Source organism: Janthinobacterium sp. GW822-FHT07H11 (assembly GCF_058798615.1).
On the sequence record NZ_CM179507.1, the window covers coordinates 4,086,700 to 4,110,703 of the forward strand.

Genomic DNA, 24,004 nt, shown 5'->3' on the forward strand with positions numbered 1-24,004 from the left:
TGTATAAAAACGTGAAGCCGGCAGCATCTTGTATACAGTTTCGAGGGACACAGAAGCCAGACGACGCAACCATACGGCAGGGGTATGATTGTCTTTCTGATATTAATCCAACACAATTATAGCCACTATCTTTTCAAAAGAGAATTATTTTCCATCGATAAAAATAAACTTTCGATAATTATGATGTTTTAATGGTATTTTTAGCGTGGCGAACAGCCGCCGTGCCCGTGCCCATCTGTGGCGGCGATCGCGGAGAAAACGCAGGCGCCCTTCTCGCGCGGCGCCGCAATCGCCTACAATCTCGGGATGAATCAATTGACCCTCGTCCTGCCCTTCGCCTTGCCCAATGCCGAACTGGCCGCCGACCTGCTCAAGGTCTTGCAAGCGCCCGCGCTGGCGGCCCTGCTGTCGCGCACATCCACTTGCACCCTAGAAAGTTTTGACAGCGCCAAACGCGTGCTGCCGCACGAAGCGTGGCTGGCGCACGCGCTGGGCCTGTCGCCCGCGGCCAATGGCGCGGCGGCGCAGGCCGCCTTCGCGGCAGAAGCCATGCGCGGCTACGGCCTCGTGCCGCAGCCGGGCGCGCGCTATTTCCTGCTGCATCCGGCCCACCTGGCCATCGCCCGCAGCCACATCAGCCTGGAAGACTTGCGCCAGCTCAAGTTGAGCGAGGAGGACGGCCGCGCCCTGTTCGACATGGCGGCCCCGTATTTCGGCGAGATCGGCCAACCGCTCGCGTATGGCGACGCGGGCACCTGGTTCATGCGCGCCGATGCCTGGAGCGACTTGCAGTGCGCTTCGCCGGACGCCGCCACCACGCAGGACCTGTCCGTCTGGATGCCGGAAGGCGAGCACGCGCGCGCCGCGCGCCGCCTGCAAAACGAAGTGCAGATGCTGTGGCATGAACACCCGATCAATGCGGCGCGCGAGGAACGCGGCTTGAAAGCCGTCAATGCGTTCTGGCTCTGGGGCGGCAGCCTGGCCACGGCGCAAGCTCCCGGCTGCGCCGCCCGCCTGCATACCAGGGACGCGCCGGGCTGGCTGGCCGCGCTGGCGGAACCGGCGCGGCGCGCTGCCAGTCCAAACAGTGTGCTGGCGGAGCAAGCCGACGCCATCGTCGTGCCGGGCGGCCTGGTCGAAGCGGCGCAGGCGCAGGAATGGGGCATGTGGCTGCAACAGTTGCAAGCATTGGAAGCGGACTGGTTCGCGCCCCTGCTGGCGGCCCTCAAGGATGGCCGCCTGGACCGGCTGCGCCTGGTACTGAGCCACCGCGACGCCTGGCTGGACGTCACCACCAGCAAGCATGCGCAGCGCAAATTCTGGCGCGCGATTACCCTGAACAAGTTGAAAACATCATGACCCGTACCCGCATCGCCACCCGTCCCTGCCCCTACCGCGAATCCGAGCTGCTGCGCCAGGGCGGCATCCATCCCGTGCTGGCCCGCCTGTACGCGTCGCGCGGCCTGTCCGACGCGCAAGAACTGTCGAGCGAACTGGCGGCCCTGATGCCGCCGTCCGGCCTGCTGCACATCGGCGCGGCCGGCGTCTTCCTGGCCGACGCCATTGCCGCCAAGAAACGCATGGTCATCGTGGCCGACTACGATTGCGACGGCGCCACCGCCTGCGCCGTGGCCATGCGCGGCTTGCGCGCCATGGGCGCCGACGTCGATTTCATCGTGCCCAACCGTTTTGAATACGGCTACGGCCTGACGCCGGAAATCGTCGAGCTCACTGCCCGCGAAAAGTCACCCGACATCATCATCACCGTCGACAACGGCATCGCCAGCATCGACGGCGTGGCCGAGGCGAACCGGCGCGGCATCGAGGTGGTCGTCACCGACCACCATTTGCCGGCCGACACCCTGCCCGACGCGGCCGTCATCGTCAACCCGAACCAGCCCGCCTGCGGTTTCCCGTCCAAGAACCTGGCGGGCGTGGGCGTCGTGTTCTACGTCTTGCTGGCCCTGCGGGCCGAGCTGCGCCGCCGTGGCGTCTTTGATGCGCAGACGCAACCCAAGCTCGACAACCTGCTCGACCTGGTGGCGCTGGGCACGGTGGCCGACGTGGTGCGCCTCGATACCAACAACCGCATCCTCGTCGCCCAAGGCCTCAAACGCATGCGCAAGGGCAATATGCACGCGGGCGTGGCGGCCCTGTTCCGCGTGGCGGGCCGCGAAGCGCGCAGCGCCACGCCGTTCGACCTGGGCTTTGCCCTCGGGCCACGCCTGAATGCGGCCGGCCGCCTGCAGGACATGTCGCTGGGCATCGAATGCCTGATCACGGACGACGAAGGCCGTGCCTGGGCGCTGGCCCAGCAGCTGAACGACATCAACCTGAAGCGCCGTGAAATCGAGGCGGAAATGCAGGATACGGCCCTGCTGCACCTCGACGACTTCGAGCCGGCCAACAGCAGCACCATCAGCGTCTTCGATGCATCCTGGCACCAGGGCGTGATCGGCATCGTCGCCTCGCGCCTGAAGGAAAAGTTTTATCGCCCGACGATTACCTTCGCACCGGGCGCCGACGGCTGGATCAAGGGTTCCGGCCGCTCGATTCCCGGTTTTCACTTGCGCGACGCGCTCGACCTCGTGTCGAAACGGGCGCCTAGCCTGATCGACAAGTTCGGCGGCCACGCCATGGCGGCGGGCCTGACCATCCGCGCCGACGCCTTCGACGCCTTTTCCCAGGCCTTCGAAGCCGTGGGCCAGGCCTGGCTCAGCGCCCAACAGCTGGAACGGGTGGTGGAAACGGACGGCCCGCTGGAAGACGCGTATTACACGACGGCCTTCATCGAGCTGATGGATGGGCAGGTGTGGGGCCAGGGCTTCGCCCCGCCCGTCTTCTGCGACGAATTCCGCGTCGTCAGCCAGCGCATCCTCAAGGAACGCCACTTGAAACTGCTGCTGGAAAAGAACGGCGTGCGCTTCGATGCCATCTGGTTCGGCCACACGGACGCCCTGGGCGAACGGACAAGGGTCGCCTTCCGCCTCGATGCGAATGAATACAATGGCACGACCAAGGTGCAGCTCATGGTAGAGCACGCCGAACCTGTGTAGTGACACCTGACACAAGCTACTGCGCGTCGGTATAGGTAGCCTGCGATGCTCACCGTACTAGAAGTACGGTTGCGCTTCTCGGCCACCTCTCCCTTCCGCTCGCTACGCTTCTGTCCGGTGTTGCGACGTTTGTGGTCTTATTCCTGCGCACAAAACTGGAACAGCCCTACACCACACCTGAAAGCAACGCCATGTTGACCGGCCTGAACCACCTCACCCTGTCCGTGCGCGACCTTGATCGCAGCGTCATCTTTTATCGCAACACCTTGGGTCTGCGCCTGCATGCGCGCTGGGACCGGGGCGCCTACCTGTCGGCCGGGGATTTGTGGCTGTGCCTGTCGCTCGATGCGGCGGCGGCGACCGGCGCGGGCGGCTACACGCACTACGCGTTTTCCATTTCCAAGCAAGACTTTCCCGCCTTTGCCACCGGCCTGCGCATGGCTGGCGTGGCCGAATGGCAGCAAAACCGCAGCGCCGGCGATTCGCTGTACTTTCTCGACCCGGACGGCCACCGGCTGGAAGCCCACGCGGGCAGCCTGGCGCAGCGGCTGGCCGCCTGCCGCGCGGCGCCGTACCAGGGCATGACGTTCGACGATTGATGCTAAATTCGGTAAATTCGGTATTTTCATTAAACAAAGAAAAAATCAGTCGCCGTTACACGGAGAAAACGCCGTTATCCACCGATGCAGCCCTGACAAGCTTGCTTTTAAGGCTTAATCAAGCTGGCAAGATTGCATCAGACCATGGTGAAATATGCGACAAATAAATGTGTAAATGGAAATATTAATTGAAAATAGTTAACACATGATTTGGCGTATTCGCTAGAATTGATTTCGTAGCGGACGACTTTCACGCGGCCGTTACGCAATCAATTCTGAGGGCAAACCCGTCGAAAGGCGGGGACGCAAAGCCACCGGCCTACCGCGCGCAAGCGCCACGGCAGCGGGGTTGCCAATGCCAGCGAGCAGCCGCCAGCGCGGCCCGCCCTGCGGCATTGTCGAGATGTGGCCCTCGCCCAACTCGGAGAGTCTCGCCATGAAGAAGCCCTTATCCCTACGCCCGGCGCCCGCCCGCCTGCTGCTGGGCGCCAGCCTGATCGCCGCGCTCGGCGCCTGCGGCCCCGGCCAGGAGACCGCCCAGCCGCCCGCCCTGCTGGCCACGGCGGCCACCGTGTTCCAGGTGGACGTGCCGGTCCTGCCTGCCTCGGTGGGCACGCTGGTGGTCCAGCCCATGTTCCATGCAGCACCGGCCCTGCTCGATACGCCCGACGACAGCGACAGCCGCTACAGCAGCGAATCGGCGCACCGGCGTCCGCATCGGCAACGCCTGGAAGGCGGCATGGCGACCCTGCCGACACGGCGCCTGACGGCGCAAAAGATCGCCGCCTCGGAACAAACGGCGCAAGATATCGCGCCGCTGCTGGACGGCGGGACGAGCGACACCGCCGCGCCGCTGGCTGGCAGCAGCGTGGTGGCCACCTATTCTCCCGCCCAAATCCGCGCCGCCTACGACCTGCCCGCCCTGCCGGCGGCGGGCACGGCGCTGACCGCGGCCCAGGCGGCCCAGCTGGGCGCGGGCCAGACGATCTACATCGTCGACGCCATGCACAACCCGAACGCGGCCGCCGAACTGGCCATCTTCAACCAGAAATTCGGCTTGCCCGCCTGCACCACCAAGGCCATCGCCACGAATGCCACCCTGCCCCTGCCGCCCGCCCCGGCCAGCGGCTGCGAATTCTCCGTCGTCTACAACACGCCGTCGAGCGCCATGACGGCCACGGCGCCCGCCTATAACTCGGGCTGGGCCATGGAAATCGCGCTCGACGTGCAGTGGGCGCATGCCACGGCGCCGCTGGCCCGCATCGTCCTGATCGAGGCGCCCGACGCTTCCGTCAACAGCCTGCTGGGCGCGGTGCGCCTGGCCAACCTGATGGGGCCGGGCGTCGTCTCGATGAGCTTTGGCGCGGCCGAAGGCAGCTGGACGGCTTCCGTCGACAGCGCCTTCACGGGCAAGAACATGAGCTACCTGGCTGCCACGGGCGACTCGGGCAGCGGCGTATCCTGGCCGTCCGTGTCGCCCAACGTGCTGGCCGTGGGCGGCACCACGCTCAGCTACAGCGGCAGCGGCGCGCGCAGCGAAGCTGCCTGGTCCGGCACGGGCGGCGGCATCAGCGCCTATACGGCATTGCCCAGCTACCAGACGGCCAGCGTGCCCGGCCTGACCAATCTGCTGCGCCGCAACGTGGCCGACGTGGCCTTCAATGCCGACCCCGCCACGGGCCAGTACACGGCCGTGATGACACCCGGCAGCAGCAGCGCCAGCTGGCTCAGCATCGGCGGCACCAGCCTGTCCACGCCGCAATGGGCGGGCCTGGTCGCCATCGCCAACGCCAGCCGCGCACTGCAAGCCAAGGCGGCACTGGGCTTGCCGCACAGCATGCTGTACGGCCAGATCGCCGCCGTGCCCGGCACCTTTGCCAGCAGCTTTGCCGACATCACGCGCGGCAGCAACGGCACGTGCGGCGTGTGCACGGCCAGGGTCGGCTATGACCCGCTGGGCGGCCTGGGCACGCCGAACGTGAAAAGCCTGCTGGCCAGCCTGTCGGGCACGCAGATCGCCCCCGCCGCACCCGTGGTGGCGCCGGCCGGCATCAGCGGCGCGGCCGGCAAGCCGCTGTCGTTCACCGTCTCGGCCACCGCTTCCAATCCACTCAGCTACACCATGCTGGGCGCACCGGCCGGCATGAGCATCGCCGCCACGGGCGTCGTCAGCTGGGCCGCCCCCATCGCCGGCACGTATGCCGTGACCATGGTGGCCAAGGATAGCGTCACTGGCCTCACCGGCCAGGGCGTGTACAGCATCGTCATCGCCCCCGTCGCGCCGCCCGTCGTCGCGGCCGGCGCCATCACGGGCAAGGTCGGCACGGCACTGGCGTTCACCGTCAGCGTCACCGCGCCGAATCCCGTCAGCTACACGCTGGCCGGCGCGCCGGCCGGCATGACCATCAGCAGCGCCGGCCTCGTGAGCTGGACCGCGCCCGTGGCCGGCACCTATGCCGTTACCGTCACGGCCAAGGACAGCAAGACTGGCCTGAGCGGCAAGGGCCTGTACACGGTGGCCATCGCCGCCCCGCTGCCGCCCGCGGTGACAGTGCCCGGCGTCAGCGGCAAGCCGGGCGTGGCCCTGTCGTTCACGGCCACGGTGGTGGCGCCCAACCCCGTCACGTACAGCCTGTCGGGCGCGCCGTCCGGCATGGCCGTCAATGCCGCCGGCGTCGTCAGCTGGGCCAGCCCCGTGCTGGGCAACTACAACGTGACCGTCATCGCCAAAGATACGAAAACGGGCTTGACGGGCCAGGCCGTGGCCACGGTGAAAATCGCCGCCGCCGGCCCCACGATCAGCGCCGCCGCCATGACGGGCGTGGCGGGCAAGGCCATGAGCGGCAGCATCGTGCTGACGGCGCCAGGTGCGACCTCGCTGCGGATCTCGATCGACGGCGCGCCGCTGGGCATGCAGTTTTCCATGAGCGGCCTGACCATCACGGCCTACTGGCCGCAACCGGTGGCCGGCAGCTATGCGCTGAAGGTGGTGGCGCTGGATAGTAACGGCTTGACGGCGCAGCTGACCGTGCCGGTGAGCGTCACGGCAAAATAGACTGCCGCAACGCGGCCTGCCAACGGGGCGCAGCGGGACACACGTCCGCTGCGCCCCGTTTTTCATGCGCGCGGCCGTTGCAACGAATCCGAAAAAGGAGTATAAATAGTCCTTAAACAGAGTTTTATTGAAGGACATATCATGAATCTCGCCTACGCCTATCCCAAGAGCCGCTTCGAGCCGGCCGTGCTCGTCGACCTGAACGCCAGGGCCGAGCGCGAGCGCCTGTCGCAGGCGGCACTGAAGGGATTCTTCAGGCTGGCCGCCGCCTGGAAGCTGCGCGACGACGATGCGCGCGAATTGCTGGGCGGCCTGTCCAGCAGCGCCTACTACGAGTGGAAAAAGCACCCGGACCGCGTGCTGGAAGTGGACCGCATCACGCGCATTTCCTACCTGCTGGGCATCTACAAGGCGCTGCACATCCTGTACGGCGACAAGCTGGCCGACGAATGGGTCGGCCTGCCCAACAGGAATCCCATCTTCGGCGGCCGCACGCCGCTGTCGCAAATGCTGGCCGGCGGCCTGCTGGCCATGCAGACGGTGCGCAAGCTGCTCGATGCGCGCCGCGGAGGGCTGTAATCTTGCCAGCCGGTCCCCACGCCCACCTGCCGCCGCTGGCCGCCCTGCGCCAGATCGACACCTGCCGCCTGATCCCCTCGCGCTTCGCCGACATGGAAGACTCGGTGCTGGCGCCGCTGGCGGACGACGACGCCCACCTGCGCGAGCTGTTTGAGCTCGACAACGCGACGAATGCGCGCCTGGTGGCCGAATACGGCGGCGCGCCCGGCATCGGCGTCGATGAACTGGTGTTCGGCGTGCCGCATTTCCGCATCATCAATGCCGCCTACACCTATGCCCGCCCCGAGGGCGCGCGCTTCAATGACGGCGAACGGGGCGCCTGGTATTGCGCCTTCGAGATGGAAACGGCGCTGGCCGAGATCGTCTTCCACAAGACCGTGGAATACCAGGAAATCGGCTATTTCGACGACAGCGTCAGCTACCAGTCGCTGCTGGCCGATTTTTCCGCCAGCTTCCACGACCTGCGCGGCCAGGAGCGCTACCGCGCCTGTCTCGATCCGGCCAGCTATATCGCCTCGCAGGACCTGGCCGCCATCCTGCTCGATGCCGGTTCCATGGGGGTCATCTTCCCCAGCGCCAGGCGCGACGGCGGCACCAACCTCGCCTGTTTCCGCCCTGCCCTGGTGGGCAATGTTCGCAAAGGCGCCGCCTATCGGTTAACATGGCGGGGCACGCCGACGCCGCACGTGGACATCCTGTAAAAAAACCTGCGCGGCGCGGCATCCCACCCACAGAACATTGATATTTCGCATGCAAACCAATCCTGAAAAAGACACCGAACTGCGCCTCAAAGTCAACAGCGAAACGGCCCGCCTGGCCTGGAGCGAACTGGAAAAGCATTTCGCCCAAGGCAATGTCGTCTGGGTCGCCAATGAACTGGACCTGGTCGAAGTGGCCGTGCGCATCTCGCACGACGACAAGGCCACCATCACGCAATGGATGGCCGACGGCAAAGTCGCCAAGGTCTCCGACCAGCAGGCGCTGGACTGGCAGGCGGCCGACGCGGCGTTATGGGCCGTCGTCGTCAGCCCGTTCATCCTGGTGCAGCAGGAAAAGCCGACGAAACACTAAAGACTGCGTTCGAGCAGCAGGCATAGCGATGTATGCCCGGGCAAGATCTTCCGACCTCGGCGCATCGCCATATACGCATTACAGTAGGCCGCTACGTTATGTTTAATCATTTTGCCTTCTTGATTTTTGAGCGATTAAATGCACGCAAGTTGGCGGTATCTTTTGCTGAGTTTTCGGGCACATCCGAACGCACTTGGCGAACCCGCTTTAAGCATGGATGGGTGCCAACCGAGGAGGATCGCAGAAATTTAGGCGAAAGAACCAACGCTGCGCTTACCCAGCGACTGATTGACATAGGAGGATGGTCCTCCGATGAGGCAAGCACCATTCTTGCGCAATATCCGTCTGTCAGGACAGGTAAATTTTTACCAACTGCTGATCTCATTTACAGCTTGAGTCCTCAGCACGGAAAGTATTGTCAGGAAACGCTAGCCCTGGCGGAACACTTTGACCGGGATTGCGCAGCGCTTAGTGACGCCGTTATCTCGCAGGATACTGCCCTGGTACGTAAGGTGTTGATCACTATGCTCGATTGGCTTCAGTCGTTCTGCCAAGAAGAGGTTGATATCGACGATGCACGTGTGCTGCGCGCCCAACTTGAACTCGGTTTAGACGTTAATGTGTTACTCGAGACAGCCAAGCCTTTGAGTGATGCGCTGTTCTTCCATGTATTGTCATGCTGGGATGTGGAATTCTGTGCTGGTTACTTTGGCAATACTATGCAGGCCTATCCACTTTTTCAGCTGGTGATGCCCCGCTTTGATCCCAGCATTGATTTCGACCTTGAAACAGGACGACTCTTGAAAAATGGCAAGCAACCTAAAAAAGGGGTTTTCAACACTGCGACCTCGCGCCTGTTTGATTTCTTATTTGTCCTTGCAGCCTGGAGGCGTGACCGACGTTTGCCCGAAAACATGCCGCGGGTGAAGGACTTCTCCGCCTGGTCTGGCGAGAGCGAGGCGCGCCTGGTAAGCTGGCGCGACGAGACTACGCGCTTCACGATACACCAACTGGAATGCTTGTGGACAACCCTGATCAAGCCGGACAGCAACGGCATTTACCTGTCAATTCCATTTCCTATGTTTGTCTGCTCACATCTATGGAGTCCGCTCTTGACCCGAGAGAAGGGTCGCGCCACCGCCTTGGTCGATTGTACAGACAGCTATGGGGGCTGGTGGAAGCGGAACAGGGACCGTTTGGTCAGCAAAGGCCTGCAATTTGGCGTGCAGGCCTGGCCTAGCTATCTTACGTCTCAAGAAGCGGAAGGCAAATCATTTTCATCCTTCTGCGCCTCCCAGTCCGCCGGTCGCTCATCTTCTCCCCGCGACTGCCAGTAGGCATCATTATTCGGGTTCATCTGGTTGCCATGGTTGTCGCGTTCCTGTTGGCTTGTCATGTCCGCGCTCCCGTTACTTGGCACCTGGCTTGCCAGAGTTATTGGCAGCTGCTGCCTGAAGGCGGCCAACGTAACTGCCCTTGGGGACGCTGCCGCCGGTCGAACGGGCAACTGTTGCCTGCACTCGCGATGCCGCACGGGTTGTGGTGAGTGTCGACGTTTTTTGATCGTGCTTTGCTTTGGTCATGATGTCCTCAGTGATTCGGTTAAGTAACTGCGCTGAAATCAGCAAATGCAGTGTGCCGTATCGTGATGGATTTTTAGTTCCAGAATTCGGAAGCCCGGCGTCGTCGCCATTGGCTTGGGTGTTCGTGAATCACAAGTCATGGCAAATGAAAACGCGATAGATGAGTTGCCACCGGTAGCGTAGACCTTCTTGATTCATAATTCTTGGCAAAAGAGACCTCGACAGGTTCTGTTGAGCACCCATAAGTCCGGCCAAGCAGGCGATGAGTGCCTGGCAAAACACTACATTGCGCAATGCAGAGGCTTTGACAATGCGCAGCAAGCGCATTGTCAAAGCCAGCTTCAGTGCCCGCCGCCCAGGTAGGCCGCGATCACCTTCGGATCGTTCTTTAGACTCTCGGCCGGGCCGTGCACGGAAATGCTGCCGTTTTCCAGCACGTAGCCGTAATCGGCCACGTTCAGGGCGGCGGCGGCGAACTGTTCCACCAGCAGCATGGTCACCCCTTCGCCTTTCAGGCGCGTGATAATGCGGAAGACTTCTTCCACCAGGATCGGCGCCAGGCCCATCGACGGTTCGTCCAATAAAATCACTTCCGGGTTCAGCATCACGGCGCGGGCCATGGCCAGCATCTGCTGCTCGCCGCCCGACAAGGTGCCGGCCAGCTGGTCGCGCCGCTCCTTCAGGCGGGGGAACAGCTCCAGGGCCTTGTCCAGATCTCCCTTGATGTCGCCTTTCGGGCGCGCGCGCGTAAAGCGGGGGAAAGCGCCCAGCAGCAGGTTGTCCGTCACCGACATCGAGGCGAAGACTCTACGCCCTTCCGGCGAATGGGCCAGGCCCGCGCGCGCGATGCGGTGCGAATCGAGCCCCGTGACATCCTTGCCGCCCAGGGTGACGCTGCCCGATTTGGGTTTGAGCATGCCGGAAATGGCGCGCATGGTGGTGGTCTTGCCGGCCCCGTTCGAGCCGATCAGGGTGACCAGTTTGCCTTTCGGGACTTCCAGCGAAATGCCGTGCAGGACTTCGACTTTGCCGTAGGCGGCGTGCAGATTATGAATGGTCAGCATGGTCTTCCTCTCAGTGCGCCGCGGGGCTCAGGGTGTCGGCGCTGCCGCCCAGGTAGGCTTCGATCACTTTCGGATCGCTTTGGACCAGCGCGGGCGCGCCTTCGGCGATCTTCTGGCCGAAATCGAGCACCGTCACCACGTCCGACAGCGCCATCACCACGTCCATGTGGTGCTCGATCAGGATGATGGTGATGCCGTGCTCGCGGATCTTGCGGATGATGGCCATCAATTCCTTGATGTCGGGCGCCGTCAGGCCCGCCGCCGGTTCGTCGAGCAGCAGCAAACGGGGGTTGAGGCCCAGCGCGCGGCCGATTTCCAGCAGCCGTTGCTTGCCATACGGCAAATTGCGCGCCTCTTCGTTGGCCAGGTCGGCCAGGCCGACGAATTCGAGGATGCTGGCGGCCCGCTCGCGCGCCAGGCGCTCTTCGCGCTTGTAGCGGGGCGTGTGCAGCATCACGTCCAGCACGTTCGACCTGAAGGTGTTGTGCAGGCCCACCAGCACGTTCTCGGTGGCCGTCATCTCGCCGAACAGCTGCACGTTCTGGAAGGTGCGCGCCACGCCGCCCAGGGCGATCTCGGACGGCGTGCGGCCGGAAATGACGGCACCGGCAAACTCCACCTTGCCCGCCGTCGGCTTGTAGATCCCCGTGAGCACATTCATCATCGTGCTCTTGCCCGAGCCGTTAGGCCCGATCAAGCCGTGCACCGAGCCTTGCGTGACGGTCAGGTCCACCTGGTTCAGCGCTTTCAGGCCGCCGAACTGCATCAGCGCCTGCTCCACGCGCAGCAGGGTCGTGCCCCGCTGCCCGCCTTGCGCGTGGTCAAATGGCGCCACGCCGTGCGCAGCGACGGCCTGCACATGGCGCCGGCCCTTGCCGATAAAGCTCATCAAAAAGCCGACGATGCCGTCCTGCAGGTAGTAGACGACGAACAAGGTCATCAGGCCGAAGATGGTCAAGCGCCAGTCGACCATGTTGTCGAGCTTGTACGAATAGGCGGCCAGGCCGATGGTGGCGACCAGGGGCACGAGCACGCCGCGCACGGTGGAACGCTTCTTCGCCAGCATGAAGGCGGAGCCGATCACGCCCAGCACGGCGGCGGCCACGGCGATCTTGCGGAACAGTTCGATGTCGGCCAGCAGGCTGGGCAGCATGACGACGATCAGGGCGCCGATCAGCGCGCCCGAGCGCGTCTTGCGCCCGCCCATGATGACGGCCAGCAGGAACAAGATCGTCAGCTCGAAGTTGTAGGTATTGGGTGAAATATACTCTTCCGAATACGCATACAGGCTGCCGGCCAGGCCGGCGAAACCGGCGCTGATGACAAACGCATACACTTTATAGCGGTACACGGACACGCCCATGCAGTCCGAGGCGATGGGACTGTCGCGCAGCGCTTCGAACGCGCGGCCCAGGTTCGATTTCAGGATGCGGTGCACGACCACCAGCGAAATGACCATCAGCGCGGCCACCATGTAGTAGTACTCCACTTCCGTCAGTTTGTGGCCGAACAGGACGGGCTTGTGGATCTTGATGCCCATCGGGCCTTCCGTCAGGAAGCTCATCTCGTTGATGAGGATTTGCACGATGGTGCCGAAGGCCAGGGTCACCATGGCCAGGTAGGGGCCCGTCACGCGCAGGGCCGGCAAGGCCAGGATGGCGCCGAACAGGGCCGCCCCCAGGATGCTGGCGGGGATGGCCAGCCAGAACGACAGGCCCAGCTTGAACACCAGCACGCCCGTGGCGTACGAGCCGATGCCGAACAGGCCCGCGTGGCCCAGCGACACCTGCCCCGTGTAGCCGACGACGATATCGAGGCCGAACAGCAGGATGGCATAAATGAGGATGGTCTCGGCCAGGTGGATGTAGTAGGGATTCGGGATGACGACGGGGAACAGCACGAGCGCGGCCAGGCCCGCCGCGCTCAGCGCCAGCATGGTGATTTTCTTGTTCATGTGATCCTCAGACTTTCTTGATCGCGGCTTTGCCGAACAGGCCGGACGGCTTGATGGCCAGCACCAGCAGCAACAGCAGCAAGCCTGGTACCTCCTTGTAGCCGGTGGAAATGTAATAGCCGGTGGTGGTTTCCGCGATGCCCAGGATCAGGCCGCCGACGATGGCGCCCATGCCCGAGGTCAGCCCGCCGATGATAGCCACGGCAAACGCTTTCAAGCCCAGCGAGGCGCCCATGGTGGCGCCCGTCAAGGTCAGCGGCGCCACCAGCACGCCCGCGAACGCGGCCGTGGCCGACGACAGCGCATACGAAAACGTGATGACCATGCTGGTGTTGATGCCCATCAGGCCGGCCGCGTCGCGGTCGTTCGCCGTCGCCACCACGGCCTTGCCGTAGATGGACTTGCGGTTGAAGAGCTCGACGGCCAGCATGATGGCCAGCGCGCCGACGATGACGGCCACCTGCATCGGCTGCACGTTCGCGCCCAGCACCTTGAACGGCGCGGCCGAGAGCGGCGACGGGAAGGTCAGGTCGTCCTTGCCCCAGATGTTTTCCGCCACGTTCTTGAAGATGATGGCCAGGGCGATGGTCGACATGATCCAGCCGAATTCGGACTTGATCTTGATGGCCGGCCGCACGCCTATCCATTCGACGAACACGCCCTGCAAGGCGCCGAAGGCGATGACGATGGGGATCATCAGCAAATAGCTCATGTAGGGCCCGCCGTGGATGGTGCCCACGAGGGACAGGCCCACCAGCGCGCCCAGCATCAGGGACTCGCCCTGGCCGAAGTTGAGGGTGCCGGAAGTGGCGAACGTGAGCTGGTAGCCGAAGGCGATGACGGCGTAGATCATGCCCAGCGCGATGCCGCTGAAGACAAGCTGCAGGAAGATTTCCATGGTATTCCCCGGAAGACGGAAGATGAAAAAATGGCCAGTCCTGATTCCTCAAGGCTGGCCATTGCGCGGCTGGGTACTTGGCGTTAGCCGGACTTATTTGGCAAGGACGACCTTGCCGTCCTTGACTTCGCCAAACACGGTCAGCTCGGCCGTGATCGCTTCATGGTTGGTCTTGCTGAACGGCTTGTTGTAGGTGGTGACGGCGCCTTCCACTTTTTCATTCAGGCTTTCCAGCGCGGCGCGCACTTTCGGGCCATCCGTGCCGCCCGCCTGCTTGAACGCGGCGGCCAGCAGGTAGATGGAATCGTAGCCCTGCGCGGCCGAGACGGCCGACGGCATGCGGCCGCCCGACGGCTTGTAGGCGGCCACATAGGCGTCGATGAAGGCCTTGCGCTTGGGCGTGCTGGCATCCTGGATGAAGGTTTGCGGCATGCGCGTGCCGTTGCCGTTCTTGCCCGCGTTGTCGATGAAGTTACCCATGGCCAGGGTCCAGCTGCCGATCAGCGGCACTTTCCAGCCCAGTTTTTCCATGCCGTTGGCGATCTGCGCCAGTTCCGGGCCGATGCCGTAGGTCAGCACCACTTCCGCGCCCGCCTGCTTGGCTTTCAGCAGCTGGGCCGTCATGTCGACGTCCTTGATGTTGTATTTTTCCACGGCGACAGGCTTGATGCCCTTCTTTTCCAGCGCCTTTTCCAGGTCTTCGCGGCCCAGCTGGCCATAGTTGGTGGAATCGGCCAGGATCGCCACTTTCTTGAACTTGCGGTTCTCGATCGCCTCATGCACGATCATGCCGGACTGGATGGTGTCATTGGCCGCATTGCGGAAGATGTAGTTTTCCGGCTGGTCGGCAAATTGCTTGGTGACGATGGAACCCGTCGCCACATTGTTCATGACGGGAATCTTGGCTTCCTGGTAGAAGCGCTGCGAAGCGAGGGCCACGCCCGTATTGATGTAGCCGACGGTCGCGGCGACCTTTTCCTTGTTGATCAGTTCCTGGGCGATCTGCACGCCGCGTTCGTTCTTCGCTTCGTCATCGCGCTCAATCAGCAGCAAGGAACGGCCCAGCACGCCACCCTTGGCATTGATTTCCGCGACGGCCAGCTTGACGCCGTCGCGCATGGACACGCCCATCGGCGCGGAACCGCCCGTAAACGGTCCGGACACGCCGATCTTGATGGGGTCTGCTGCGACAGCAAATTGGGAGAAACCCAGCACTAGACTTGCAACGAGCAATTTCTGTTTGAAATTCATTGTCATCTCCTGTAATACAACATGTTTTTATAGTCGTACGCTGGATAACCGCCCCATCGATAAATCATTGTAGGTGAGTAATCTGGCAGCAGCAACAGATACATATGACGCGTCGCAGCATGTGTAAAAGACCCGGCTGCTTGCTTGCATGTCAGACTTCTGTAAGGAAAATATGGCGCAAATTGACACACCCTGCCCCATCGCGCAACAGTGCCGCGCCAGCGCTCGGCAACCAAGGCAGGCGCCAGGCGATACGGCAGCGGGCTGATCTGGCGCAAGACTGTCACTGTCCAGCATGCTAACGTCAGCCATGCCGGCGCTCGCGCGCGGCGCCATCCCGCCACTCCTACCGCCTGGAGGCCATATGCAGCGCCCGTCGACTTCCCCCCTTGTCCTTCGCTACCGCCTGCCCATGGCCGGCCTGCTGGCCAGCCTGCTGCTGGGCGGCTGCGCCACCGACCTGGCGCCCGTGCGCAGCTTTGCCGAGCAGACGCAGCAGATGTCGCGCCACTTCGAACCGATGCTGGCGGGCGGCGTCAACAGCTGCATGGACAAGGCCATGCGCCAGCGCCTGGTGCTCGCCGAGCGTTTCGATGCGCAAGCCAGTGCACAGGCGGCGCGCGCCGATTGCGCCGCCATCGCGCAGGCGAACCTGTCGGTCGCCAGCCTGAACGACATCCTGCTGCGCTACGCCCGCACGCTGGCGGTGCTGGCGGACGACAAGCTGCCCCTCTACAAGGAAGAGTTCGCCGGACTCGGCGATGCGCTGGGCGGCCTGGCCCAGCCTGGCGCCGGCGCTCCCCTGCTCGATGCGGACAAGCTGTCCAAGGTCGTCAAGCTGAGCGAGCACCTGAGCCGCCTGGCCACGCAGCGCCTGCAGAAATCGGCCTTGCGCGAATTGCTCGACGAACAGGAAGCCGTGAACATCGTCAGCGGCGCCCTCAAGGAGTATGCGCAGCGCAGCTATCGCGCCGGCCTGCGCGACGAGCAGCGCGACCTGGCGCTGCTGTACCACGCCGTCGATGGCGCCGCCCCGCGCGAACCGCTGGCCGCCAATTACATCCGCACGCGGCTGTACCAGGAAGGCCTGCAATTGCAGGAGCGCCAAAAGATCGTCGATGCCTATGTGGCGGCCGTCGACGCGCTGCAGGCCAGCGTGGCCGCCCTGCGGGCCAATCTCGACCGCCTGCAGGCGCCGGAACTGGAGCGGCAGCTGGCGCAGTTTTCCCGCCATGTCGGCACGCTGCAAAAACAGGCTGTTTTCTATGGCCCCGCCCGCTGGTAAGCGGCTAGCACACAGGAGTATCCCATGCCCCCATTGACTGAACTGACAAAGGATCAAAGCTACGCCATCGCCGACAGCCTGGCGCAGGCTTCGAGCCTGGTGCTGGAGCTGCGCATCCGCGCGCGGGAAACGCTGACGCCGGACGAACGCGCGCTGCTGGAACAGCATGAAAACCACCTGGACCAGATGGTGGCCCTGTTCCGCGCCTACGGCATCGCGCTGACGGCCGCCGGCGCCGAACAGGCGCGCGAGGAGATCGACGGCGCCATCGCCAGGGGCAAGCAACAGCTCAAGCGCATCGCCGACGTGAAGTCGGCCATCGGCGCGGCCGCCAGGCTGGTCGACCTGGGCGCCGCCATCCTGTCACGCGACCCGTTCGCCATCGGCGAGGCGGCCGCCAGCTTGCGGGCCAGGCCGAAGAAGGAAGAAGCGGCCTGACCCCCTCCGTTTGCCGCCCTACTCGATGCTGAGCACGCCCTGGTCCGAGCTCAGGTACGTCCCTGCGCCCTCGGCCACTTCGGCCAGGCTCCTGGCAAAGGCGCTACCGGCCGGCATCGACGTGAGCGCGTAATGGACGCCCGGCTTCAGCCCCGTGGCCAGGATGGCGCCGCCGGCCAGCGGCGAGGTCCAGTCCATGCGGGTGGCGGGCGCCACGTCGCGGTTGAACAGGACATGCAGCTGACTGCCCAGCAAGAGCGCCTCGGTGTTGGCTGCGGCCGCCAGGCGCCGCGCATCGGGCGGCTGGGCCGTGCCGGTGGCACCATCGTTGTCGGCGACAAACAGCGCGTGCAGAAAATACTCGGGCGCATTCAATGCCGGCGCAGCGGGCGACGTGACTTCCAGGCGCCACTCCCCCACGTCCTCATGGTTGGTCTGTTGCTCGCTCTTCAACGGTGCATGGTTAAACCAGAGATAACTACCGTCGGCTTGACGCCGGCGCACCATGAAACGGCAGTCGCCGCTACTGGGCAGCTGCTCGTTCGCCTTGATCGGACTCATCTGCCTGCACATGGTTCCGTCATGGTCGAGTCCACCAACCTTGTGCACGACGGCATTCTCTGGCAACAAGGTTTGCACGATCAGCATACCATTCCCATTGCGCACGGTGGCGATGCGGCGCTGTCCCGTGCTGTAGCCGAGCTTGTAGCGTCCGTCACCAAGATTGCCCGTACTGGCGGTATTGGCCACCGGGTCATGCGCCGTATGCAGCAAGAACGTGGCTGGCAAGGCACGTTTGCTGCGCACGCTGTCGAAGACTAGCGTCACGGGCTTGGGCCAGAACGCGGGCTGGCGCAGGAACAGGACTTGACGCACGAAGCCGTTGGCGCGATCAAGCCGCGTCGCCGAATACGCCTTGCTGGCATTGCCGCTGGTATAGGTATATTCCGGCGTATTTTCATAGCGCACGATGCCATCGAGGGCGTTCACCCCGCCAGGCAGGATCTCGTCAATAGTGGGATAAGCCTGTTGCGACGCCTGCAGCCACTGCCCGCCATCGCGACTGAGGCCGTTGGCGCCATTGAGCAGGTATTCCGTGGCGTCGTCCACCGTATCGAAGAGCGTGATCGTATTGTGCGCCACGCTGCGCGTATAGTAATTCCACCAATGGACGCTTTCGTAGATTTCATACAATCCCGTATCGAGCAGCAACGGCGCCTTGTAATACAGCGAAAAACTGTTCTGGTCGGCGTGCTGGTGATTCTGTGCCGCCAGCGAGGAGGATTTAAAATCGAGCAAGGTGGCATTCGGATAATCCCAGCTGTCGCGCATCAGCACCTGGCCCGAGACCCTGAAATGGCGCGCCAGTGGCAAGCTTTGTAGCGGCACAGGCGCAACCGCCGCAGGCCACAGCAGCCGTTCCAGAATCCCGTCTCCGCTGCTGCGCGGCCGATTGACCTGATCGCGATAAAAAGACCAGGCCTGGCCATCGTTTGCCACGCTGGCCACGCCGCGCGACAATTGTCCCATCAAGGGATTGCGCACGGTCAGCTCATAATTGTCGCCGCTGGCAGGAAAGGTGCCGTCGCCGCGCAAACCGTAGATGTACGGATAAAGCAGCTGCGCCTGCCAGTCCGCCTGCAGCAGCGGCGCGCCGCCTCCACTGTCGAGCGCGGTGCGCCACAAGAGCAAACGTTCCGGGATGCTCGACACGCCATAGGAAAAGCCCATCTGATGGCCGCCATCGGCCGAAATGGCGGCGCGCGCGGCCATAAACCCCTTCTCATAATGCGCATACGCGGTGTCGATCATGGGCACCACCTCGGGATGCTCTTCTGCGATGGCCAGCAAGCCCACAGCCATGTTCGTCACTGCGCTGAAGGCATGACCGCTGACATAGTAATTGGCAATCGAGGAAGACTTGTCGCGCTTCCAGTGTTCGTAGACGGGTTTTTGCTCGCAATCGAAGACGGTGCGCGTGTCGCGCAAGTGCTGCCCGCCGCCGCACATGGACGCCACCAGGTGGTCGTTCCGTATTTCCGTATTCTCGGCCGCGATCGTATCCTTGATTCTCTGCGCCAGCACGCTGCGATACGGCCCCGCGCCCAGCGCCGCGGGCACATCCGTACTGCCCATCAGCTCATATAGCCAGTCATACATCAGTCCCATGGCGGCCACCCTGCCCCCCATCGACCATTCATTGCCGGCCGGAAGCGGGCTCGCCAGCAGCATGTCGGCATACGTCAGCACGCCCTGCTTGTATTTGTCCTGTTCCGTCAGCAGCCAGGCCATGGACAGCACTTGCGCGCTTTCATAGATTATCCCGCGATGCCCAGTGGCAACCTTGCATGATTTCGGGAAGTTCGACGAGCTGGGCGCGATCGTGGCGCAGCTGCGGATTTCCGCCAGGCGCCTTTCTGCGGCGTGGATATAAGCGGTCCAGGCTTTCTTCAAATCCGCGTCGAGCGACGCGTACTGCATCAGTTCCTGCCCTTGCCCATCGCGCAGGATGAAGTTACTCATCGTTTCATTGCGCCGCGAACCGACATCGAATATCTGCTCGTTCGCGGTCCAGTCGCTGTCGGGCACCTGCGCCGTTCCCCATGACGCGCGTACCGGGACATCATTCACCTTGATATCTATCGTATGCTGCCGAGCATCCCATGCCAACTTGATATCCGAGACCGTGTTCGCTGCCAGATGCACGATTGTCGTCGAGACATTTGCAGTGAGCAATTTAACATTGCGGGCAAAAGTAATTTGCAGCCCGATCGTTCCGGGGGTATCCCACGCATCCACATGGCGGATAGAGATCGTATTGTTGGTATCGCTGTGGCGACCAAAAATGGCTTGGTCCTCGCCATCCTGGGTATCCTTGTGTTTTGCCAATAAACTGAATTGAATGCTACCCTTCACCGCAGGAAATTTAGCAGAAGGATAATACGGCAATTGCTTTTTCAGCGTGTCGATGCCGGTCTGTGCCAGAAACAGCCTGGGATGCCCGGGTTTGAGCGGCGCCGGCAACTGCGCCATCGCGGGAAGCGCGCCCGTCAACAGCAGGCACAAGCCCAAGGCTGACCATGTTTTCCCCGCCACGCCCGGCCGGCCGGCAGGATCCAACCTCATTGCCTTTGCTTCAATTGCCATGTTTTTCCTCTATTGCAATCATGAAGTTATCAAAAAAATATTCCTGTATACTGCCATGAATATTTTTAAAAAAACAATAAATTTGATTGCCAATAAAAAGCAATTGGAAAAGCCAGGGAGGATAGTTACTTAAAAAAAGAAATATCCCTCGAGGCAAATACGCAGCGCCAGGCTCGCATCATTACGGTTCCGCTGCCCGGTGCCCCATCGCGTGCGTCGCCATCTTCAGGTACAGGAAAGACTGCTCCTCGTTGTGCGCATAGCCCATCCGCCCTTCGGCCAGGGCCACGGATTTCTGCTGCAGCGCTTCCGGGTAGTCCAGGTCGCAGGCGGCGTCGAGCCAGTAGCGCGCCCGGGTTTCGTCGCTGTCGAGCAGCATGTTCGCCACGATGAACATGGCCGGCGCCACGCCCCGTTGCGCGGCCAGTTCCAGCCAGCGCAACGCGGCCACTCCGTCCTGCTGCCCGCCCATGCCGTTCTTCAGCATCAGGCCCAGGTAGTACGCGGCGGGACCGCTGCCCTGCCCCGCCGCCTGTTCGAACAGGATGCGCGCCTGCGGCTGCGTCGCGACTCCCGCGCGCATCAAGGTCTTGGCCTGGGCGGTGACGTCCGGCGCGGCCGATGCCAGCGCCGACATGGCCAAGGCGATGGCACACAACCATGCCTTCATTTCGACAGGTCCACTTGATACAGCGCAAAGCCCTTGCCCGCGCCATCATCAAGCTTCAACTGCGTCACATTGCCGATGCCGGCCGCCCTGGCCAGCTCGATCACGCCCGGCGCCGAGTGGAACACCACCGGGCCTTTGGTGGCGGCCTTGGCGAAGGTCCAGCTGCGCGCCGAACCGTTCTTCGCGCGCGTCAGGTTTTTTTCTTGCGTCACATACGCGATCAGCAGTTCGCGGTTGTTGTCGGGCGAGGCCACCACCGTCTTGCTGCCGTCCAGGCCAGGAAAATTGCCGCCGCCGCTGGCACGGTAGTTATTTGTCGCGATGAGGAACTCCTGGCTGGAATCCACGGTTTTGCCTTTGTAGCTCAGACCCTGGATGCGCCGGCCCGGCGGCTGCGTGACGTCGATCTGGTAGCGCACGTCGGCGCTGGTGATCGTATCGAAGTTGTAGCTCGGGTGGGCCGTGTTGACCAGTTCCTGCGGCTCCAGCTTGTGCGGATCGATGGTATTGAAGCGCCGCGCCGACTGTTCCAGCCACGCTTGCAGCTCCGCGCCGTTCATCTTCACGCCGTACAGGGCGTTCGGATACAGATACAGGTCGGCCGCATTGTTCAGCGCCACATTGCCCGCCTTGACGTCCGTGTAGTCGGACACCCCGGCCGAGCCGCTCTTGAACGGCGAGGACATCGACAGCACGGGCAGGTGCGCGTACTGCGGCAAATTCGCTTTTACATACGCGGCCAGGTAGCCGGCCTGCGCCTGGTTCACCACTTCGATGGCGCTGACGTCGCCCACGTCGGCGAAATACGTCGACATGCGGAAATCCGTGGCGCCGACCGGTGTCTGCACATAGGCGATCGTCGCCGCGTGCTCCTCGGCCACCAGTGCGGCGATGGCCGCGTCGGGCTGTACATAGCTCTTGTCCGCATTCTGGATGCCGCGCGCTTCCACCGTGGTGGCGCTCTTGTCGACCACCCACCGCTTGCCGTCGTGGCGCAGGCGCAAGCCGATCACGCCCAGGTGCTTGCCCCACAAATTGGCCATCACGGTGGGCACGCCGTTCACCAGGCCACGGGCCTTGTCGACGCCGGGCAAATTAAACTGCGGCACCGTGCTGGCCGCGTTCGGGAACAGCTGGTGCGAGTGGCCGATCAGCATGGCGTCCACGCCCGGCACTTGCGACAGGTAGTAATTGCCGTTTTCCATGGTGGGCGAGTACGGGCTGTCATCGAGACCGCCGTGCGAAATGGCCACCACCAGTTCGGCGCCCTTGGCGCGCATCTCGGGGATGAATTTTTCCGCCGTCTCGCGCACGCCCTGCGTATAGACGCGGCCTTCCAGCCAGCGCTTGTCCCAGGCCATGATGGTGGGCGGCGCAAAGCTGATGATGCCGACCTTGACGGTACTGGTGATGGGCTGGCCATCGGGACCGGTGGCCGTGATCTGCTTGGCGATGATGTGATATGGCGCAAATAGCGGCTTGCCCGTCCTGGCGCTGTAGACGTTGGCCAGCACTTGCGGGAACGCGGGGCCGGCGCAGCGCGGCTTGCCGGCGTCGACGCTGTCGACATCGAAGCGGTTGCCCGTCACCTGGCTCAAAAACGCCAGGCCGTAGTTGAATTCGTGGTTGCCGATGCCGCCGCCGTCGACCTTCAGCAAGTTCATGGCCTTGTAGATGGCCAGGGTCTGGTCGCAGGCCAGCGGTTTCACGAGGGCCTGGTAGTCGGCCAGGGCCGTGCCCTGGATGGTATCGCCGTTATCGAGCAACAGGTTGTTCGGAAATTGCGCGCGCGCCTGGGCGATCAGCGCCGCCGTGCGTTCCAGGCCTATCGACGGTTCGACCTGCAGCTTGTAGTAATCGTAGCTGAGCACGTTCGCGTGCAAGTCCGTCGTCTCCAGCAGGGCCAGGGTGGCGCTGCTGCCGGCCGCCGTGGCTGGCCGCGCTGCGGCGGCGATCTGCGTGGCGGCGGGCGGCAAGGCGCCGCAGCCGGCCAGCAGCAGCGGCAACAGGGCGAGACGGGGGAGTTGGCGCAAGGGTTGGCACATGAGTTGTTCCTGTGGAAAGACAATATCGCCAGCATCATACGCAGCACGCCAGCCATCTTCAAGGCAAAAATATTGTCGCAAATACAGCAAAATCGGCATTTTATTGCCCCGCACGGCAGCAATTGCGGCGCGGCGGCATGGGAAACGCGCCGCGCTCGCGTATAATTCAGGGTTTGATTTCACCATAGAAGACCAGAACATTATGGAAGCCGAACGCATCAATATCATCTCCGCCCTGCTCAACGACCTGACCGTCCGCGAAGCCGAACTTCGGAGGTATCTTTGACTTCACTGTCAAGTCGGAGAAACTAGAGCAAGTCAACGAAGAGCTGGAAGACCCCACCGTCTGGAACGATCCCAAGCGCGCCCAGGACCTCGGCAAGGAGAAGAAGGCGCTGGAAGCCATCGTCTTCACCCTGGCCAAGGCCGATGCCGACCTGCGCGACACCCGCGACCTGTTCGACATGGCCCGCGAAGAAGGCGATGACGAGACGCTCGAAGCGATCGAGCAGGATGTGCAGGAGATCCGCAAGGTCATCGAAAGCATGGAATTTCGCCGGATGTTCAACAATCCGATGGACCCGAACAACTGCTTCATCGACATCCAGGCCGGCGCCGGTGGCACGGAAGCCCAGGACTGGGCCTCGATGCTGCTGCGCCAGTACCTGCGCTATTGCGAACGCAAGGGTTTTAAAGTGGAAATCCTCGAGCAGTCCGACGGCGAGGTCGCCGGCATCAAGACGGCCACTTTGAAGGTCGAGGGCGATCACGCCTACGGCTTCCTGCGCACGGAAACGGGCGTGCACCGCCTGGTGCGCAAGTCGCCGTTCGACTCGGCCAACGGCCGCCATACGTCGTTCACGTCGCTGTTCGTGTATCCGGAAGTCGACGATTCGATCGAAATCGACGTCAACCCGGCCGATATCCGCGTCGATACCTACCGCGCCTCGGGCGCCGGCGGTCAGCACATCAACAAGACCGACTCCGCCGTCCGCATGACCCACGCGCCGACCGGCATCGTGGTGCAGTGCCAGAACGACCGTTCGCAGCACCGCAACCGCGCCGAAGCGATGGAAATGCTGAAAGCGAAACTGTACGAGCATGAACTGCGCAAGCGCATGAGCGAGCAGCAGAAGCTGGAAGACTCGAAGACGGACGTGGGCTGGGGCCACCAGATCCGCTCCTACGTGCTGGACCAGTCCCGCATCAAGGACTTGCGCACCGGCTTCGAGACAGGCAATACCAAGGGCGTGCTCGATGGCGACATCGACGACTTCATCTCCGCCTCGCTCAAGCAAGGCGTATAAGG

General features: G+C 63.0%; 21 protein-coding genes and 1 riboswitch. Of the genes, 13 read left to right on the forward strand and 8 right to left on the reverse strand.

The annotated features are described in order from the left end of the window. The first annotated feature begins 306 nt into the window (after window positions 1-306). From AC3RCJ_RS18040 to AC3RCJ_RS18075, 8 genes are all read left to right on the forward strand, one after another. A complete protein-coding gene (locus tag AC3RCJ_RS18040) occupies window positions 307-1,359 on the forward strand; it encodes a hypothetical protein (protein WP_492963038.1) in 1,053 nt (350 codons plus the stop codon). Next, window positions 1,356-3,056 carry a single-stranded-DNA-specific exonuclease RecJ gene (gene recJ, locus AC3RCJ_RS18045; protein WP_492963040.1) on the forward strand — a complete coding sequence of 567 codons (1,701 nt, stop codon included), beginning with the start codon at window positions 1,356-1,358 and terminating at the stop codon, window positions 3,054-3,056. The genes AC3RCJ_RS18040 and recJ overlap by 4 nt, the downstream gene beginning before the upstream one ends. Before the next feature lie 191 nt (window positions 3,057-3,247). Next, window positions 3,248-3,655, forward strand: coding sequence for a fosfomycin resistance glutathione transferase (fos, locus tag AC3RCJ_RS18050; RefSeq protein WP_492963042.1), 408 nt, complete (start codon window positions 3,248-3,250; stop codon window positions 3,653-3,655). A 270-nt stretch (window positions 3,656-3,925) separates the two neighbouring features. After that, a riboswitch (cyclic di-GMP riboswitch) is annotated at window positions 3,926-4,012 on the forward strand. Between the two features lie 79 nt (window positions 4,013-4,091). Next, on the forward strand, window positions 4,092-6,710 hold the full coding sequence (locus AC3RCJ_RS18055) for a S53 family peptidase (RefSeq protein WP_492963044.1): 2,619 nt from the start codon (window positions 4,092-4,094) through the stop codon (window positions 6,708-6,710). Between the two features lie 141 nt (window positions 6,711-6,851). After that, on the forward strand, window positions 6,852-7,289 hold the full coding sequence (locus AC3RCJ_RS18060; protein ID WP_492963046.1) for an antitoxin Xre/MbcA/ParS toxin-binding domain-containing protein: 438 nt from the start codon (window positions 6,852-6,854) through the stop codon (window positions 7,287-7,289). Window positions 7,290-7,291: 2 nt separating this feature from the next. Further along, a complete protein-coding gene (locus tag AC3RCJ_RS18065; protein ID WP_492963048.1) occupies window positions 7,292-7,990 on the forward strand; it encodes an RES family NAD+ phosphorylase in 699 nt (232 codons plus the stop codon). A gap of 49 nt (window positions 7,991-8,039) precedes the next feature. Further along, on the forward strand, window positions 8,040-8,360 hold the full coding sequence (locus AC3RCJ_RS18070) for a DUF2288 domain-containing protein (protein ID WP_070304968.1): 321 nt from the start codon (window positions 8,040-8,042) through the stop codon (window positions 8,358-8,360). A gap of 32 nt (window positions 8,361-8,392) precedes the next feature. Further along, window positions 8,393-9,697: a hypothetical protein gene (locus AC3RCJ_RS18075; protein ID WP_492963050.1), complete on the forward strand. Its 1,305-nt coding sequence runs from the start codon at window positions 8,393-8,395 to the stop codon at window positions 9,695-9,697. A 72-nt stretch (window positions 9,698-9,769) separates the two neighbouring features. On the opposite strand, the gene AC3RCJ_RS18080 is transcribed toward AC3RCJ_RS18075, so the two are convergent. The 5 genes from AC3RCJ_RS18080 to AC3RCJ_RS18100 all read right to left on the reverse strand — a co-directional run bounded on the left by AC3RCJ_RS18080 (window position 9,770) and on the right by AC3RCJ_RS18100 (window position 15,110). Beyond that, window positions 9,770-9,943: a hypothetical protein gene (locus tag AC3RCJ_RS18080; RefSeq protein WP_492964670.1), complete on the reverse strand. Its 174-nt coding sequence runs from the start codon at window positions 9,941-9,943 to the stop codon at window positions 9,770-9,772. 341 nt (window positions 9,944-10,284) lie between these two features. Then, window positions 10,285-11,007 (reverse strand): ABC transporter ATP-binding protein, encoded by a 723-nt coding sequence (locus AC3RCJ_RS18085; protein WP_492963052.1) that lies wholly within the window; start codon window positions 11,005-11,007, stop codon window positions 10,285-10,287. Between the two features lie 10 nt (window positions 11,008-11,017). Further along, window positions 11,018-12,961 carry a branched-chain amino acid ABC transporter ATP-binding protein/permease gene (locus AC3RCJ_RS18090; RefSeq protein WP_492963054.1) on the reverse strand — a complete coding sequence of 648 codons (1,944 nt, stop codon included), beginning with the start codon at window positions 12,959-12,961 and terminating at the stop codon, window positions 11,018-11,020. 7 nt (window positions 12,962-12,968) lie between these two features. Beyond that, a complete protein-coding gene (locus tag AC3RCJ_RS18095) occupies window positions 12,969-13,859 on the reverse strand; it encodes a branched-chain amino acid ABC transporter permease (protein WP_492963056.1) in 891 nt (296 codons plus the stop codon). A gap of 93 nt (window positions 13,860-13,952) precedes the next feature. After that, on the reverse strand, window positions 13,953-15,110 hold the full coding sequence (locus AC3RCJ_RS18100; RefSeq protein WP_492963058.1) for an ABC transporter substrate-binding protein: 1,158 nt from the start codon (window positions 15,108-15,110) through the stop codon (window positions 13,953-13,955). A 364-nt stretch (window positions 15,111-15,474) separates the two neighbouring features. Here AC3RCJ_RS18100 and AC3RCJ_RS18105 point away from each other — a divergent pair, with 364 nt between their 5' ends. Next, a complete protein-coding gene (locus AC3RCJ_RS18105; protein ID WP_492963060.1) occupies window positions 15,475-16,395 on the forward strand; it encodes a hypothetical protein in 921 nt (306 codons plus the stop codon). A 24-nt stretch (window positions 16,396-16,419) separates the two neighbouring features. Next, window positions 16,420-16,833: a hypothetical protein gene (locus tag AC3RCJ_RS18110; RefSeq protein ID WP_492963062.1), complete on the forward strand. Its 414-nt coding sequence runs from the start codon at window positions 16,420-16,422 to the stop codon at window positions 16,831-16,833. Window positions 16,834-16,851: 18 nt separating this feature from the next. Here AC3RCJ_RS18110 and AC3RCJ_RS18115 read toward each other — a convergent pair whose 3' ends face one another. Then, window positions 16,852-19,464, reverse strand: coding sequence for a heparinase II/III domain-containing protein (locus tag AC3RCJ_RS18115; RefSeq protein ID WP_492963064.1), 2,613 nt, complete (start codon window positions 19,462-19,464; stop codon window positions 16,852-16,854). Window positions 19,465-19,840: 376 nt separating this feature from the next. Here AC3RCJ_RS18115 and AC3RCJ_RS18120 point away from each other — a divergent pair, with 376 nt between their 5' ends. Beyond that, a complete protein-coding gene (locus tag AC3RCJ_RS18120; protein ID WP_492963065.1) occupies window positions 19,841-20,113 on the forward strand; it encodes a hypothetical protein in 273 nt (90 codons plus the stop codon). Between the two features lie 48 nt (window positions 20,114-20,161). Here the strand turns inward: AC3RCJ_RS18120 and AC3RCJ_RS18125 are convergent, their stop codons facing one another. Then, window positions 20,162-20,650 carry a tetratricopeptide repeat protein gene (locus AC3RCJ_RS18125; protein ID WP_492963067.1) on the reverse strand — a complete coding sequence of 163 codons (489 nt, stop codon included), beginning with the start codon at window positions 20,648-20,650 and terminating at the stop codon, window positions 20,162-20,164. Next, window positions 20,647-22,695, reverse strand: a complete 2,049-nt coding sequence (locus tag AC3RCJ_RS18130; RefSeq protein ID WP_492963069.1) for a bifunctional 2',3'-cyclic-nucleotide 2'-phosphodiesterase/3'-nucleotidase — start codon at window positions 22,693-22,695, stop codon at window positions 20,647-20,649. The genes AC3RCJ_RS18125 and AC3RCJ_RS18130 overlap by 4 nt, the downstream gene beginning before the upstream one ends. Between AC3RCJ_RS18130 and AC3RCJ_RS18135 the strand changes: the two genes are divergently transcribed. Continuing rightward, window positions 22,694-22,981 (forward strand): hypothetical protein, encoded by a 288-nt coding sequence (locus AC3RCJ_RS18135; RefSeq protein WP_492963110.1) that lies wholly within the window; start codon window positions 22,694-22,696, stop codon window positions 22,979-22,981. The genes AC3RCJ_RS18130 and AC3RCJ_RS18135 overlap by 2 nt on opposite strands. After that, a protein-coding gene (gene prfB / locus AC3RCJ_RS18140; RefSeq protein ID WP_139143151.1) for a peptide chain release factor 2 occupies window positions 22,898-24,002 on the forward strand; the annotation gives its coding sequence in 2 pieces (ribosomal slippage) (window positions 22,898-22,978 and window positions 22,980-24,002; 1,104 coding nt in all). The genes AC3RCJ_RS18135 and prfB overlap by 84 nt, the downstream gene beginning before the upstream one ends. Window positions 24,003-24,004 lie beyond the last annotated feature (2 nt).

Bases quoted from the DNA above. Each gene is read 5' to 3' on its own strand.
- AC3RCJ_RS18040 (WP_492963038.1), top strand. From the start codon at position 307: ATGAATCAATTGACCCTCGTCCTGCCCTTCGCCTTGCCCAATGCCGAA.
- recJ (WP_492963040.1), top strand. From the start codon at position 1,356: ATGACCCGTACCCGCATCGCCACCCGTCCCTGCCCCTACCGCGAATCC.
- fos (WP_492963042.1), top strand. From the start codon at position 3,248: ATGTTGACCGGCCTGAACCACCTCACCCTGTCCGTGCGCGACCTTGAT.
- AC3RCJ_RS18055 (WP_492963044.1), top strand. From the start codon at position 4,092: ATGAAGAAGCCCTTATCCCTACGCCCGGCGCCCGCCCGCCTGCTGCTG.
- AC3RCJ_RS18060 (WP_492963046.1), top strand. From the start codon at position 6,852: ATGAATCTCGCCTACGCCTATCCCAAGAGCCGCTTCGAGCCGGCCGTG.
- AC3RCJ_RS18070 (WP_070304968.1), top strand. From the start codon at position 8,040: ATGCAAACCAATCCTGAAAAAGACACCGAACTGCGCCTCAAAGTCAAC.
- AC3RCJ_RS18075 (WP_492963050.1), top strand. From the start codon at position 8,393: ATGCCCGGGCAAGATCTTCCGACCTCGGCGCATCGCCATATACGCATT.
- AC3RCJ_RS18080 (WP_492964670.1), bottom strand. From the start codon at position 9,943: ATGACCAAAGCAAAGCACGATCAAAAAACGTCGACACTCACCACAACC.
- AC3RCJ_RS18085 (WP_492963052.1), bottom strand. From the start codon at position 11,007: ATGCTGACCATTCATAATCTGCACGCCGCCTACGGCAAAGTCGAAGTC.
- AC3RCJ_RS18090 (WP_492963054.1), bottom strand. From the start codon at position 12,961: ATGAACAAGAAAATCACCATGCTGGCGCTGAGCGCGGCGGGCCTGGCC.
- AC3RCJ_RS18095 (WP_492963056.1), bottom strand. From the start codon at position 13,859: ATGGAAATCTTCCTGCAGCTTGTCTTCAGCGGCATCGCGCTGGGCATG.
- AC3RCJ_RS18100 (WP_492963058.1), bottom strand. From the start codon at position 15,110: ATGAATTTCAAACAGAAATTGCTCGTTGCAAGTCTAGTGCTGGGTTTC.
- AC3RCJ_RS18105 (WP_492963060.1), top strand. From the start codon at position 15,475: ATGCAGCGCCCGTCGACTTCCCCCCTTGTCCTTCGCTACCGCCTGCCC.
- AC3RCJ_RS18110 (WP_492963062.1), top strand. From the start codon at position 16,420: ATGCCCCCATTGACTGAACTGACAAAGGATCAAAGCTACGCCATCGCC.
- AC3RCJ_RS18125 (WP_492963067.1), bottom strand. From the start codon at position 20,650: ATGAAGGCATGGTTGTGTGCCATCGCCTTGGCCATGTCGGCGCTGGCA.
- AC3RCJ_RS18135 (WP_492963110.1), top strand. From the start codon at position 22,694: ATGAGTTGTTCCTGTGGAAAGACAATATCGCCAGCATCATACGCAGCA.
- AC3RCJ_RS18130 (WP_492963069.1), bottom strand. From the start codon at position 22,695: ATGTGCCAACCCTTGCGCCAACTCCCCCGTCTCGCCCTGTTGCCGCTG.